Raw genomic sequence first — 15,635 nt, forward strand, 5'->3', positions numbered from 1 at the left:
TAGCTTACCTGTTGAACAGCAGTTCCTCAACAGGCGTGGAGTGCGTATGCGGCGGGTGATTGTAATCGGGGCAGGGGCGGCCGGGTCGATGGCGGCCATCTTTGCGGCGTCAGAAGGCGCGGACACGCTGTTGATCGAGGGAACGCGTGACGGCGGTCGTAAGATCCTGATCAGCGGTGGCGGTCGCTGCAATGTGCTCCCGTTGCGGGTCGACGAGTCGCGTTTCGTGACGGATTCCTCACCAAATCTGCTCAAGAAGATCGTACGCGCCTGGCCGCTGGCCGAGCAGCGCGCCTTCTTCGAGGACACTCTGGGCATCCCCCTCGAGGAAGAGACCGAGTCCGTCAAGCTCTTCCCCGCCTCGCATAAGGCGCGCGACGTACGCGATGGCCTGCTGGACTACGCGCGTAAAGTGGGCGTGCGTCTGCGCATGGAATCGCGAGTGGTGGACATCGCGCCGGTGAACGGGGCCTGGGAGGTGACGGTCGACGACGGTACGGTGCTCAAGGCCGAAGCCGTGATCGTGGCCACCGGCGGTCTCTCCGTCCCGAACACGGGCAGCGATGGGGCAGGGCTCAACATGCTCAAGGCCCTCGGCCACACGATGCACCCCACCTACGCCGCGCTCACGCCACTCACCACCACCGACGCCGCCTTCAACGGCCTTTCGGGCATTTCCCTCACGGTGTCGCTGACGGCCAAGAGTGCACTCCAGCAGGCCACCTGGCGCGGCGGATTTCTGTTCACGCACCATGGGTACAGCGGCCCCTCTGTGCTCAACGTGTCACACGTGGCGGTGCGCGCCCGCGCCGGGCATGCACCCAGTGCCAAGGTGCACGTGCAGTGGACGGCGCTCGGCGAGAGGGAATGGGAAGAGGCGCTCAAGCCGCACGGCGCGCGTACGGTGACCGGCGCGCTGCGGGCCGAGATGCCCGATCGCCTCGCGTCGGCGCTGCTGGCCAAGGCCAAAGTGGAGCCCACCCGACCGCTCACCGAACTGCGTCGGGATGAACGCCTGCGGCTCATCGACATCCTGGTGCGCGGTGACCTGCCTTGGCATGGCGACGAGGGCTACAAGAAGGCCGAGGTGATGGGCGGCGGCGTGGCGTTGAGTGAAATCGATCCGCGCACGATGGAGAGTCGTCGACACAAAGGACTATTCCTATGCGGCGAAGTGCTCGACGCGTTCGGTCCGATCGGTGGCTACAACTTCTTGTGGGCGTGGGCCACGGGGCGGTCGGCGGGCGTTTCCGCCGCAGCTATGGCCGTTTGACTTCCCACCGACCAGCAACAGCCTGAACACGGATTGAAAAACGATGGCACTGATCACACAGATAAGCCGCCGCGCGCGTGATTCAGGCTTCGTGGATTCATCGCTTTTGCTTATCTGTGATGTCCGTGATATCCCTTTGAGATCCGTGTTCCCGCTGTTGCTGTTGTCGTTGCCAGCCCCATACCGTGGTCCTGATGCCCGAAAAAAAGTCTCCCGTCAAGAAGGCGCCCGCTAAGAAGGCACCCGTCAAGAAGTCGCCCGCCAAGAAAGCGGCGCCGAAGTCGATGCCGTACGAGAAGGGTGCCTGGGCCGCCGCGTTCTCGGCGCGCGCGCCGGGTGAGATGCGGTATTGGCTGATCAAGAGCGAGCCGGATGTGTTCTCGTTCGATGATCTGCTGGCGGCGCCCAAGCAGACCACGTGCTGGGACAGCGTGCGCAACTCGAGCGCGCGCAACTTTCTGCGCGACGGCATGAAGAAAGGGGATCTCGCGTTCTACTATCACTCGAACGCGGAGCCGTCGGCGATCGTCGGCATTTGCGAAGTGGTGCGTGAGGGCTATCCCGATCACACGGCGCTCGATCCGTCGCACGATTACTACGATGCCGACTCGAACGCGGCGACGCCCACGTGGTTCATGGTCGATGTGAAAGCGGTGAAGAAGTTGGCCAATCCCGTGGGGTTGCCGGAGATCAAGAACAGTGCGGCGCTTAGCGAGATGGCGCTGGTGAAGGTCGGTCGCCTCTCGGTGGTGCCGGTGCGGCCCAACGAGTGGGAGACGGTCATCGCGATGAGTGAAGGACGTTCGTAACACGCATTCCACCCGATTCGGAGGCTCTTGATGTCCCGCTCGCCCTGGCGATTCAGCGCGCTGTGCGCTGCCGCAATCGCTACCACCGCCCCGTTCGTCGCCCAGGGACAAGGCGCCGCCCCTCGCGCCGGTGCACGCGCTCCGGAGAAGCCCCTGCCGCTCGAAGTGGGCCGCACGTTCTCCCTCGACACGCGCGAAGGCACCTGGCTATCGCTCGATGTGAGCCCAGACGGCTCCACGATTGCCTTCGACATGCTCGGCGATCTGTACACCATGCCGTTCGCCGGGGGTGACGCGACGCGCATCACCAGCGGGATGGCGTTCGATGCGCAGCCGCGCTTCAGCCCCGATGGCAAGTCGATCGTGTTCATCTCCGATCGCGAAGGTGCCGATAACGTGCACGCGGTGGACCTCGCTACGAAGACGGTGAAGGCCATCACGCGCGGCAAGACGAACGTGTATCTGTCGGCCGAGTGGTCGCCCGATGGCAAGTACATCGTGGCCAGCAAGGGTGGGTTCCGCGGTGGACTCCCCACGCTCTGGATGTATCACGCCGACGGTGGCAACGGCATGTCGTTGTACACGGCACCGCCGAACGCGGCGCCGGGTACCGCGGTGCAGCAGGCCGGTGCCGCCTTCAGCGCTGACGGGAAGTCGATCTGGTACACGCAGCGTACCGGCGCCTGGAACTACAACTCGCAGTTCCCGCAGTATCAGATCTACGTGTACAACCGCGACACCGGCGAGCGCGAAGTGCAGTCGACGCGCTACGGATCGGCCGTGCGCCCCACGCTGAGCCCTGATGGCAAGTGGTTGGTGTACGGCTCACGTTACGAAGACAAGACCGGACTCCGCGTGCGCGAACTCGCTACCGGCGAAGAGCGCTGGTTGGCCTATCCGACGCAACGCGACGAGATGGAATCGCGCGCGCCACTGGACGCCCTCCCCGGCATGAGCTTTACGCCCGACTCGAAGGAGTTGATCGCGAGTTACGCCAACAAGATCTGGCGCGTGGCGATCGACGGCAGCGGGCAAACGGAGATTCCGTTTCGCGTGCAGGCCACGGTCGAAGCCGGGCCGGAGCTGGCGTTCAAGTATCCGATCTCTGACAGCGCGCAGTTCACCGTACGGCAGATACGCGACGCCGTGCCAAGTCCCGATGGCAAGCAGCTCGCGTTCATTGCGCTCGAGAAGTTGTACGTGATGGACTACCCGGGCGGCACGCCGCGGCGCGTCTCCACGTTGAACACGATCGAGTCGGAGCCGGCCTGGTCGCCCGACGGCAAGTCGCTGGCGTGGGTCACGTGGTCCGACGACGGCGGACGCCTGTACAAGACCGCGGTGTCACCGCGAGCTGCGGCCCCGGTGTTGCTGAGCAAAGTGGTCGGAACGCTGCGTCAGCCGGTGTGGTCGCCGAACGGTACGCGCATCGTGCTCACGCAGACCGCCGCGCAGGGTCGTCGTGATCAGACCGGCGTGACGGCGCCCACGAACATCGTGTGGTATCCCGCCACGCCCACCGCCGTCGGGGGCAGTGAGCCCACGCTGATCGCGCGGGCTGCCGGTCGCAGCGTGCCGCACTTCTCGAAGGACACGTCGCGCATCTACCTGTCATCCAACGCGAACGGACTCGTGTCGATCCGCTGGGATGGCAGCGACGAACAGCGGCACCTGCGCGTGACCGGGCCCGCCGCCGGCGGCAACGTGGACGATCACGACGTAAATCCGTCGGAACTCATGTTGCAGCGCGACGCCGAGGAGCCCAACACGCCGGGCCCGTCGGCGACACTCACGCTCATGTCGCCCAGCGGCGACGTGGCGTTGGCGCAGATAAATCAGGATTTCTACACGGTGGTCGTGCCGCCTCGCGGAACGCAGCCGTCGGTGAGCGTGGCCGATCCGAACACGGCCGCCGTGCCGGTGAAGCGACTCACCGATATCGGTGGACAGTTCCCGGCGTGGAGCAGCAACGGCAAGCGCGTGCACTGGTCGATCGGCAATGCGCACGTGGTATACGATCTTGACTCGGCGGCGGTGCGTGACGCTGCGATCGCCGCGTCGCGCCGTGACTCCACCGTGGCCGATAGTCTGCGTCCGCGGCCGTACGCGCCTGCCGAGAAGCGCGTGCTGGTGCAGGCCACGCGCGACATCCCTCGGGGGACCGTGGTGCTGCGCAACGCGCGCATGATCACCATGAAGGGTGACGAAATCATCGCCCGTGGTGACCTCGTCATCACGAGCAATCGCATCACCGCGGTTGGCGCCTCGGGCAGCGTGACCGTGCCTGCTGGGGCGACCGAGATGGATCTGGCCGGCGCCACCGTGATCCCCGGCTTCGTCGACACGCATGCGCACCTGCGCGCCGAACGCGGCACCATTCACGAAACGCAGCCGTGGGCGTATCTGGCGAATCTCGCGTACGGCGTGACCACCACGCGCGATCCGCAAACCGCCACGACCGACGTGCTCACATATCAGGACATGGTCGATGCCGGTCAGATCATCGGCCCGCGGATCTTCTCCACAGGCCCCGGCATTTTCGATCGCGATCTCATCCGCGACCAGGAGCATGCGCGCAGCATCCTCAAGCGCTACAGCAGCTACTACGACACCAAGACGATCAAGATGTACGTGGCCGGCGTGCGTCAGACACGCCAGTGGATCATCAAGGCGGCGCGCGAGCAGCAGCTCATGCCCACCACGGAAGGCTCGCTCGACGTGAAGCTCAATCTCAGCGAGACGATCGACGGTTATCCCGGCCTCGAGCACTCGATGGGCATCGTGCCGCTCGGAAGCGACGTCACGAAGTTCATGGCGTGGTCGAATCGCACGTACACGCCCACGCTGCTGGTGAATTACGGCGGTCCGTGGGGCGAGAACTACTTCTACACGAAGGAGAATCCGTACGGCGACCCCAAGCTCCAGCGCTTCACCGCGTACGAGGAGCTGGCGCTCAAGACGCGTCGTCGCATGGCGTCGATGCCCGGTGGTGGCACGGCCGGCGGCTGGTTCCGCGATGAGGAGTACATCTTCCCGCAGTTGGCCACGGAAGCCACCAAGATCCTCCGCGCTGGTGGACGGCTCGGCATCGGCAGTCACGGCCAGCTGCAGGGACTCGGCTACCACTGGGAGCTGTGGGCCATGGCGAGCGGTGGCATGACGCCGATGGAAGCGCTGCGCACCGCCACGGCGATGGGCGCGCAGGCGATCGGACTGCAAGGCGACGTGGGCTCGATCGAAGTCGGCAAGCTCGCCGATCTGGTGGTGCTCGATGCCGATCCGCTGGTCAACCTGCGCAACACCCTCAAGATCAAGTTCGTCATGAAGAACGGCCGGATGTACGACGGTAATACGCTGGCCGAGACGTACCCGACCAAGCGTGATGGTCCGGTGGTCCCCAACCGTCCTATCGCGCCGGCTACGAAGGCGGGTTCGAAGTAGTCGCAGCGGGTCCGTAGGCCATTGTCAGAACCTGAGACTATCCTGGAGTCATGCGCTTTCCGCATGACTCCAGGACGTCGACGGGCTCTTCACACGTTAGAATCCCAATCATGAATGTGTATATCGCCCCGCGACTGGGCGTGCTGCGCGACCATCTGATCGCGCGACTGCAGGCGGCGCCTCTTCCGCCGCGCGACACGGAAATCATCGTGGTGCAAAGTCAGGGTATGCGGCAATGGCTCACGCTTGCGATGGCCGACGCGCTGGGCTGTGCGGGTTCGGTGGAACTGCCGTTCCCCGCGCGCTTCGTACGCTCGCTGGCCGCCTCCGTGGGGATGTCGGAGCGCGACGTCGATCCCTTCTCGCGCGAGTCGATGACCTGGCGGGTGGATGACCTGCTGCGTGACGTGGATCCGGGTGACCAGCGCTATACGGCATTGTCCCGCTATCTCGGCGACGGTGACGACCGGATGCGCTTCGGACTCGCCGCTCAAGTCGCCGCGCGGTTCGACGACTATCAGCTGTTTCGGCATGATCTGCTCGAGGCGTGGGAGCGCGGCGAGCACCCGCTCAACTCGCCGCATGAGCGCTGGCAGGCGGCGCTTTGGCGTGCATTGTGCGCGAATGGCGCGGAACACGGGGCGCGCCGGCTCACGCGACTGTTGGCGCATATCCATGCGGCCCCGCCGGGTTCACTGTCGTTGCCGGCTCGGGTCTCCGTGTTCGGCGTGAGCTCGCTGCCGCCTCGCATCATCGAACTGCTGGCAGCGATCGCGCGGCACACCGAGGTCACGGTGTATGCCGCGCTGCTGCCCGATCATGCGGCGTCGGCGGAGACGACACCGCATCCGCTGGCCAAGGCATTCGGCAGTCAAGGGCAAGTTCTGCAGCGCCTACTGGTGGCGCAGGGCGCTACGGTGACGGCACTGCACGACGAGTCGGCCAGCGGCTCGGCTACGCTGCTCGCGCTACTGCAACAGGAAATGGCGAGTGCGGGCGATCGTCGCGCGAATGGCTCGAGCGAGCTGACGCTTTCGGCCGACGACACTTCGCTGCGCGTGCACGCGGCGCACGGGAAGCTGCGCGAGCTCGAGATCATTCGCGATCAGATCGGCCACGCATTCGTGACCGATCGCACGCTCAGGCCGCACGACGTGCTGCTGCTGGTGCCGGACATCAGCGACTGGGCCCCCCTCGTGCAGTCGGTATTCGGCGCGAACGACGGATCGGTGACCCTTCCGTTCACCGTGGCCGATCGCCGCCGTCGCGACGAATCGGTGGCCGCCGCGGTGCTGCGGCTGCTCTCGCTCGAGGGCGGTCGCCTCACGCATTCCGAAGTGTTCGGCGTGCTGGAACAGCCGGCGATACACACCGCAGCCGGCCTCGACGACGGGCAGGTGGAGTATCTCGCGCAGATCACGCGCGAGGCCAACGTGCGCTGGGGGTACGACGACGAGGCACTGGCGCGTCTCGCGCTGCCGGCAGCCGACATGCCGACATGGCGCACCGGACTCGATCGGTTGCTGCTGGGGCAGATGGCCGGTGCGTTTCCGGAACTCGTGCTGGGCGTGCTGCCGCAAGCCGGCGACACGGTGGGCGATCCCGCAGCGATCGCGGCGCTGTCGCAGTGGATCGATATGCTCGCGGTGACGCTGCAGTCCTGGCGACAGTCGCGATCGATCGCCGACTGGTCGGCCGCCTTGTCGGAATTCCTCGACCTCGTCGTGCAGCCCACGTCGGCCGACGAGCGCGAGGGGCTGAACACGGTACGCCTGGTGATGCAGGCCCTCTCCACCACGGCCGAGCAGACGGGGTACACCGCGCTCGTCCCGTTCAGCGTGGTGCGCGACTGGCTCGAGCAGGAGCTCGCCGACGACAGCTTTGGCTCCGGCTTTCTCAGCGGCCGACTCACGGTGGCCGCGCTCAAACCAATGCGCAGCGTGCCGTTCAAGGTGATCGCCGTGGCCGGCCTCGACGACGCGGCATTCCCGCGACGCGACCGTCGCCCGGCGTTCGACTTGCTGTCGTGCGAAGCGCGCGACGGTGATCGCAATCTGCGCGACGATGACCGCCAGCTCTTTCTCGATCTGCTGATGGCGGCCGAGTCGCGCGTGGTGCTCACCTACAGTGGAAACGACCCCCGCGACAACGCGGCGCGGGCGCCATCGATCGTGGTCGACGAGTTGCTCGACCATCTCGATCGACGCACCAATGGAAGCGCACGGGCCAAGCTCGTGCTGCGGCATCCGCTGCAGGCGTTCAGCGATCGCTATGTCAGCACCGACGACCCACGTTTGATCTCGTTCTCACCGTTGGCAGGCAAGGCGTCGGTCCCGGCGGATGCTGATGGCTTTCCGTTCTTCGTGGACACGGTGCCCGATCTCGTGAATGATGACGTGGCCGAGATCTCGCTGCGCAACCTGACCAGCTTCTGGAGTAATCCGTCGCAGTGGTTCTGCGAACAGGTGTTGCGTCTGCGTCTTCCCGACGCCGGTGCGACCGACAGCCCGGACAGTGAGCTACACTGGCTCAACAAGTTGAAGCAGGGCGGTGTGCGCGCCGACATTCTGCGGTCGGTAATGACTGGCCGTCGAGATGTGGAGTGGATGCAGCGTCAGCTGGTGGCGGTCGGCAAGCTGCCACCCGGCGCCCTCGGCGCGTCGTGGTTCACGCGCCTGGAGAACGAAGCGCGACCGGTGATCGACGCGCTGCCCGAGGGTGCCCGCACCAGCGCCGCGCTCACGGTACTCGGCACCGACTGGTGTATCACCGGTGCGGTGGAGGGCGTGATCGAGAACGCCCGCTACGTCGTGCGCACGGGGAGCGTGTCGGCACGGCACCGGATCGTGGCGTGGGTGGAGCACGTCGTGATGTGTGCGGCGAGGCAGCAGGGGGCTGAGGTACCGGGTACCACGGTACTCACGTATCCCGACAGCAAGAAGGAGAAGGCGATCGTCGAGTCGATGATCGAAGTGCCGAACGCTACCGACGTATTGGACGGCTGGATCAGTGCCATGCACGACGCGAGGCGGGCTCCGTTGCCGTTCTTTCCGAATGCGGCCGAGGCGTATCGGGCATCCATGGTGCACAACGCCAAGATCGCGCTCAATCCGAAGTCGCGCGCCAAGGCGCAGCTCCCCATCAAGAAGGCCGTGGCCGCGTTCAGGGGAAACGACTTCGGTGCCCCCGGCGACGAGTCGGATCCGTATCTGCAGTTGTGCTTCCGGGACACACTGGCGTTTGATGCGTCCGACGCGGAGTTCGTGCGCCTCACGACCATGCTGTTCGAACCATCGTGGTCGCCGCACATGGTGGCGGGGGCCGGCCTATGATGCCTTTCAACGCGCTGCGTGTGGCGCTGGAGCCCGGCATCACGCTCGTGGAAGCCAGCGCTGGCACGGGAAAGACGTTCGCGATCACCCGACTCGTGCTGCGGCTGCTCCTCGAACGCAAGGTGGAGCATCTCGGACAGGTTCTCGTGGTCACGTTCACCGAGAAGGCGACCCAGGAACTGATCGGCCGCATTCGTGCGGTGTTGCGCGATGCCGATCGCGTCTGGTCCGATACGCCGCCGCCGCGCGACGCCGGCAACGACGACCTGTTCGTCTTGCGAGAGCTGCACGGAAGCGCCGGTGCGCCCATTGTACGCGCCGCTCTCGGTGCGCTCGACGAGCTCGGCGTGTCCACCATTCACGGCTTTTGTCACCGCGTGCTCTCCGAGAGCGCGTTGGAAAGTCGCGTACATTTCGGCGGTACGTTCCTCGAAGACGACACCGAGATCCTGCAGCGACTCACGCAGGATTGGCTGCGCCGGCGCGTGCTGCATGACCCGGAAGTGGCCGCGCTGATTTCCGATGACGGGGACGATCCGCTGGCGTGGATCCGGAATCTGGTGCGGCCGTACCTGCGGCATCCGCGTACCACGATCGACGCTGCGCCCGAGTTCGCGCCCCAGCTGCTGAAGGACTTCGTGCTCACTGTGGCGAAGGCATTCGAGCAGGAGAAGCAGGCGCGTCACCTGATGGGCTTCGACGATCTCCTGCGCCGGCTGCACGATATTCTGGTGGCCGAAGGATCGGGGGGGCTGCTGGCCTCGCGTATCCGCGAACGCTTCCGCGTGGCGCTGATCGATGAATTCCAGGATACCGATCCCACCCAGTTCCCAATCTTCTCGATGGCATTCAGTGGGTCTCCGCTGTTCCTGATTGGCGATCCGAAGCAATCCATCTTCGCGTTCCGGAACGCCGATGTGCATGCCTATCTCAAGGCTGCCGCGAACATCGAACGCCGCTACACCTTGCTCACGAATTTCCGCAGCACCGATGCGATGGTTCGTGGCGTCACGCAGCTCTTTCGGAACAACCGCGAGCCGTTCGCCTGCAGCCCCGACCTGATCGGTGTGCCCGAGGTCACGGCGGCAAATCAGGTGCGCATTCCCGAAGCCATCGCGGATGACGGCGGGCACGCGTTGGAGTGGATGTGGGTGGGCGAGATGCACAACACGTCGAAGAACAGCATCGCGAAAGAACAGGGCGCTTCGCTGGCTATTTTGGCGGTCACCGTAGAAATGCAGCGCCTGATGGCCAACGGCCTCGGCGCGGCTCAGATGGCCGTACTGGTGCGCACCAATGCCGAGGCACAGGAAATCAAAATGTCGCTCGATGCGGCGGGCATTCCATGTGTCGTGGGCGCGAATCAGGATGTGCTGGCCAGTGACGAAGCTGATGAACTCGTGCGGCTGGCTGAAGCGATTGCCACGCCGCGCGACGGTGCGGCGGTTCGGGCGGCGATGGCCACGCGCCTCTGGGGATGCGACGCGGTGGCGGTGGCGGATACCCTGCGCAACGACGGGAACGGCGCCTGGAACGGTGTGCTCGATCGGCTGGTTCGGGCGCGAACGATGTGGTTGCGACATGGTGGCGCTACGGCGCTGGCGTGGTTGATGAACGAGTGCGGTGCCACGGCGCGACTGCTGTCGCTGGTCGATGGCGACCGCCGAGTCACGAACGTGCGGCATGTCCTCGAGATTCTGCAGGAGGCCGACGCAGTCTCGGCGCTCACGCCCGACGCGGTGCTCGGCTGGGTGGCGAGCGAGCGCGGTTCCGCTATCACGCCCGAACGTCGCGAAATGCGGCTGGAAAGCGATGCCGATGCCGTGCAGATCCTCACCATTCACAAGGCCAAAGGCCTGCAGTGGCCTGTCGTGTTCTGCCCCACGCTCTGGCGCACGAAGTCGTTCGCGCCGAAGGCACTCGATGTACCGTACTCGCTCACGCCGCTCGACGACGGGATGGTGCTCGATATCGGTTCGCCTTCGCAGGCACTGCGCAGTGAACAGAAGGCGCTCGAACAGCTCGGTGAAGATCTGCGTCTCACGTACGTGGCGCTGACGCGTGCCGAGTCCCGATGCTACGTGACGTGGGGCACGTTCTCCGACGCCGCCGCGTCGCCGCTCGGTTGGCTCATTCAGGGCACTGGTGACACGGTGGAGCGGGAGCCGATCGATACGCTGATCGCCGCCAGCGTCGGTACGATGGGTATCGCCGACGTGGTCTTGGAGGCACCGTCGACGCGGTCACCGGCCCCGGCCAAGCCGCCCGAACGCCGCGCAGCGCTCACGTTCGCGACGGCGCCGGGTCAGCTGGCCATCTGGCGCAGCAGCAGTTTCACCGTGCTCACACGCAACGTGTCGCACGTGGACAGCCGTGACGTCGACGACATCCTGCAACCCGATGAGGCGCGTCGCACCGCCATGCATGTGGCGGGCTTTCGCGGTGTGCCGGCCGGTGCCGATATCGGTAACGTGCTACACGGCCTGTTCGAGCACACCGACTTCACGAATCCGGACGCGACCACCGACGCGGCCGTGCAGGACGCCCTTCGCGCGTACGGCGTGACGGTGCCACGCGATGGACGGTGGACTCCGACGCACATCCGCGAGATGATCGACACGGTCTGTCGCGCCGAAATTCCCGACGCGGGCTTCGCGCTGAGCGCGGTGCCGACTGCAGCTACGTTGCGCGAGTGGCGCTTTGCCATGCCCGTGCGGGATTTCTCGATGGCGGCGGTGGCGAGCGCGCTCGAGACGCAAGGCTCAGACCACGCACGCGAGTACGCGCCGATGTTGAGACGGCTGCGTGACGATCAGTTCCGTGGCTATCTCACCGGCTCGATCGACCTCGCCTTTGAGCACGCGGGGCGCTGGCACATTCTCGACTGGAAATCGAACTGGCTCGGCGCCAACGACGCTGACTATACCCCCGCTGCGCTCGGGCACGCGATGCACGCGGCGCACTACACCCTGCAGTATCACGTGTATCTGGTGGCACTCCATCGGCACCTGCGGGCGCGCCAAGCTGGATACAATGCGCGCAACCACTGGGGACAGGTCACCTACGCGTTCCTGCGCGGTATCGCCGCGACCGGACACGACGGCTGGTTCACCGATGCGCCGACACCCGAGCTGCTGCACGCGCTCGATCGCGCCTTTGGAGGCACGCCATGAGTGTGGATCTCCACCGCACTGCATTCTTCGATGCTGCCGTCGAGCAGTACCTGCTCTCCACCAGTGACCGTGTCCTTGGCGAGGTCACGCGCCGACGGGCTGGCCTGTCTGGTGAAACGGCCGTACCCATCGCTGTGGCGGTCGCGCTGCTTGCACGTGCGCGCGACGACGGCCACAGCGCGCTGTCGCTGAGCGATCTCGCTACCGAAGCGACGGAGCTGGCCCGCGAGCTCGCCACGGAGGTCGGCGCCGACGACTGCTGCGCGCAGATACGCGAACGCGATGCCGCCTGGTGGCGCACGATGCTGGAAGCGGTACCTTCGGTTGTGCTGCCCGCGAACAGTGCTCTCGCATCGCCGCTGGTGCTACACGGCTCGATGTTGCAATTCCGGCGGTACTTCGACGCCGAACAGCGCATCGCCGCGCGCATTCACGCATCGCTGAGCCGCAGTGAACCGACGTTTCGCGTGATCACCGGTGGCCCGGGCACGGGAAAGACGACGCGCATCGCGGCATTGCTCGTCGAAACGCTCGAGCGAGAGCCGGAGCTGCGCGTGGCGCTCGCCGCGCCTACCGGTAAGGCGGCCTCCCGGCTCTCTGAGTCGATTCGTCTGCGACTCGATGCCATGGAGGCGTCGCCCGAGGTGCGTGCGCGTGTGCCACAGGACGCGCGCACGGTGCACCGGTTGCTCGGCTATCAACCCGATCGCGATCGCTTCTGGTCGCGCGCCGGTACGCCGCTGCCGTACGACCTCGTGATTCTCGACGAAGCCAGCATGGTGGACGTGCTGCTCATGGATGCACTCGTGGCCGCCCTTCCGGTACACGCCACGCTGCTGCTGGTGGGTGACCAGGATCAGCTGGCCAGCGTGGAAGCGGGGGACGTGCTGGGGGCGATCTGTCGCGTCGCGCAGGACCTCGGCGTAGGCAACCCACTCCACGACCGCGTGGAGCGTCTCACCCGCAGCTACCGGTTCGAAGCGCACCCCGCCATTGGCAATGCCGCCGCCGCCATTCTGGCCGGCGATGCCACGGCACTCGCGGCCGTTGTGCACGATACCGAACGGCCCGACGTCCGTTGGGCACCGGCACCGCACGATCGGGCCGAACTGCTGTCGCTGCTCGTGCCGCATGTGGAAGCGTGTCTCGCTGCTGCCACGCCAGCCGCGGCCCTCACGGCCCTCGATGGATTCCGCGTGCTCTGCGCCGAGCGTGAAGGCACCTGGGGAGTGTCCGGCATCAACGCCGAGGTCGAGCGCTGGCTGCGCAGTCAGGGTACCGTCATCACGGAGCGCTGGTATCATCGGCGTCCGGTGATGGTGATGGCGAATGACTACGGTACGCAGGTGTTCAACGGCGACGTGGGCGTGGCCTGGGAAGACGACGGCGAAATGCTCGTGCACTTCCCAGCCCCAGAGGGGGTGACGCGCGCCATTCAGCCGGCGCGTTTGCCCGAAACACAGACGGCATGGGCCATGACCGTGCATAAGGCGCAGGGCTCGGAGTTCACGAACGTGATCATCATGCTGCCCGCCAAAGGCAGTCGGGTGCTGGGACGTGAGCTGCTGTACACCGCGGTAACGCGTGCACGGCAGCAGGTGCTGATCGTCGGCGATGAGTCGGTGATGCGATCGGCCGTGTCCCGCACGGTGCGCCGAGGCAGTGGACTCGAGGCATTGTTGCGCCAGGCGACGTGTCGCGAGAGCGCGACCCATGGGTGATCCGATTGCGATGCTCACGCTGGCGTGCGCGGCGCTCGCGGTCGTACTGCTGCTGTTGGTGCTTTTCCGCGCGAAGGCTGCCGCCGATCCGGAGGTGGCCCGTCGTGAATTGCGTGAAGAGCTGCGCAGTGCGCGCGACGAAGCGCGGGTGTCGGCGCGTGAGCTGCGAGAAGAAGTCACCAAGTCTATCGACGCCACACAGTCGTCGCTCGACCGCGTGCGCGGCACGCTCGATCAGCGCGTGCGTGAGTTGCAGGAAGGCAATGAGCGCAAGCTCGATGAAATGCGCCGCACCGTCGACGAAAAGCTGCACGATACGCTCGAGAAACGCCTCGGCGAGTCGTTCAAACTCGTCAGCGATCGTCTCGACACCGTGCACAAGGGACTCGGCGAGATGCAGCATCTTGCCACCGGTGTGGGTGACCTCAAGCGCGTCCTCACCAACGTGAAGGCGCGCGGCACGTGGGCCGAAGTGCAGCTTGGGGCTATTCTCGAGCAGGTCCTCACGCCGGAGCAGTACGACAAGAACGTGTGCATCCGGCTGGACACTGCGGAGCGGGTGGAGTTTGCGGTGCGGTTGCCGGGACCAGTGGACGATCCGGCCAGCTGCGTGTGGCTGCCGATCGATTCCAAGTTTCCGCAGGAAGACTGGCTGCGACTGCAGGACGCGTCAGATCAGGGCGACGTCGCGGCGGTGCAGGCAGCCAGTGATGCGCTCATGCGAACCGTGCGCGGGTCGGCCAAGGAGATTCACGACAAGTACGTGCATCCGCCGGCCAGCACCGACTTCGCGATCATGTTTCTGGCCACCGAAGGACTGTTCGCCGAAGTGCTGCGGCACCCGTCGCTGGTGAGCGATCTGCAGCAGCAGTATCGCGTGGTGGTGGCGGGGCCGACCACTCTGGCGGCGATTCTCACCAGTCTGCGCATGGGCTTTCAGACGCTCGTCGTCGAGCAGCGCGCGGCTGAGGTGTGGCGTGTGCTCGGCGCGGTAAAAACCGAATTCGGCAAGTTCGGTGATGTGCTCAACAAGGTGCAACGGCAGCTCAACACGGCCAGTCGCACGATCGAGGAAACCGGTCAGCGCAGCCGGGCGATGGAGAAGAAGCTGCGCGCCGCCGAGCGGTTGCCGGAGGCGGAGGCGGCGTCGCTGTTGGAGCTGCCGTCTACGGACGCTTTTCCCCCACAATGAGCTCATGCTCCGCGCCCTTCTTGCCGTGGGCGCGGCTCTTTTCGGTGGTCACGGTGAGTCCGTTGCGTCGCAGCGCCTTCGCGAAGGCGGGATCGGCGTCGGCCGACCAGTAGATGACGCGTCCACCCGGACGCAGGGCCGCGATCGCCGCTTGTATGCCTGCATCGGCATATAGCTTGGCGTTCCCCTTCGTGGTCAGCGACTCGGCGCCGTTGTCTACGTCCAGCATGATGGCGTCGAACGCGCCAACGTGTTCGCGCAACAGCGGCAGCACGTCGCCCAGGCGGATATCCACGCGCGGATCGTTCATGGCCGCGCCGGCGAGCGCGAACTCGGGGTTCCGGTTCCACGCGATCACCTCGGGGACGATCTCGGCCACCACGACCTTGGCATCGGCGCCCAGTCGCTCGAGGGCGGCGCGCATGGTAAAGCCGAAGCCGAGTCCGCCCACCAGCACGCGCACATCCCGGCGATCGGCCAACCCGCGGCAGGCCAGTGCAGCCAGCTGCACTTCCGACTGGGAACGGCGCGTCGACATCAGCTCGATGCCATCGATGCGCAGCAGGAACGCGCCGTCGTGGCGGTACAGCGTAAGGACCGTGCCGTCGGGGGCGGCGGCTTCGGCGAGGCGTTCGTATGGCTTCACGGAGGACTTGCTCGCGCAGGGTGAGCTATGGAGCTTGAAGAGGAGTCG

8 protein-coding genes are annotated in these 15,635 nt (G+C 65.8%); 7 read left to right on the forward strand and 1 reads right to left on the reverse strand.

The genetic code is table 11. The features are described from left to right. Window positions 1–46 precede the first annotated feature (46 nt). From HKW67_RS18690 to HKW67_RS18720, 7 genes are all read left to right on the forward strand, one after another. Window positions 47–1,273 carry a BaiN/RdsA family NAD(P)/FAD-dependent oxidoreductase gene (locus HKW67_RS18690; RefSeq protein WP_171226825.1) on the forward strand — a complete coding sequence of 409 codons (1,227 nt, stop codon included), beginning with the start codon at window positions 47–49 and terminating at the stop codon, window positions 1,271–1,273. Between the two features lie 341 nt (window positions 1,274–1,614). Next, window positions 1,615–2,082: an EVE domain-containing protein gene (locus tag HKW67_RS18695; protein ID WP_171227749.1), complete on the forward strand. Its 468-nt coding sequence runs from the start codon at window positions 1,615–1,617 to the stop codon at window positions 2,080–2,082. Between the two features lie 30 nt (window positions 2,083–2,112). Beyond that, the gene (locus HKW67_RS18700) at window positions 2,113–5,523 is read left to right on the forward strand and encodes an amidohydrolase family protein (protein WP_171226826.1); all 3,411 of its coding nucleotides are present in this window, start codon (window positions 2,113–2,115) and stop codon (window positions 5,521–5,523) included. Window positions 5,524–5,633: 110 nt separating this feature from the next. Further along, complete coding sequence (locus tag HKW67_RS18705; RefSeq protein ID WP_171226827.1) at window positions 5,634–8,855, forward strand: exodeoxyribonuclease V subunit gamma; 3,222 nt, start codon at window positions 5,634–5,636, stop codon at window positions 8,853–8,855. After that, window positions 8,852–12,028, forward strand: coding sequence for a UvrD-helicase domain-containing protein (locus HKW67_RS18710; RefSeq protein ID WP_171226828.1), 3,177 nt, complete (start codon window positions 8,852–8,854; stop codon window positions 12,026–12,028). The genes HKW67_RS18705 and HKW67_RS18710 overlap by 4 nt, the downstream gene beginning before the upstream one ends. After that, entirely contained in the window at window positions 12,025–13,749 is a 1,725-nt protein-coding gene (gene recD / locus HKW67_RS18715; protein ID WP_171226829.1) for an exodeoxyribonuclease V subunit alpha, read from the forward strand. The genes HKW67_RS18710 and recD overlap by 4 nt, the downstream gene beginning before the upstream one ends. Then, window positions 13,742–14,941, forward strand: a complete 1,200-nt coding sequence (locus tag HKW67_RS18720; protein WP_171226830.1) for a DNA recombination protein RmuC — start codon at window positions 13,742–13,744, stop codon at window positions 14,939–14,941. The genes recD and HKW67_RS18720 overlap by 8 nt, the downstream gene beginning before the upstream one ends. Here HKW67_RS18720 and HKW67_RS18725 read toward each other — a convergent pair. Then, window positions 14,916–15,587 carry a polyamine aminopropyltransferase gene (locus HKW67_RS18725; protein ID WP_171226831.1) on the reverse strand — a complete coding sequence of 224 codons (672 nt, stop codon included), beginning with the start codon at window positions 15,585–15,587 and terminating at the stop codon, window positions 14,916–14,918. The two genes, HKW67_RS18720 and HKW67_RS18725, sit on opposite strands and share 26 nt — an antisense overlap. Between the last annotated feature and the right edge of the window lie 48 nt (window positions 15,588–15,635).

It is taken from the genome of Gemmatimonas groenlandica (assembly GCF_013004105.1).
In the GTDB taxonomy this organism is placed as follows: domain Bacteria; phylum Gemmatimonadota; class Gemmatimonadetes; order Gemmatimonadales; family Gemmatimonadaceae; genus Gemmatimonas; species Gemmatimonas groenlandica.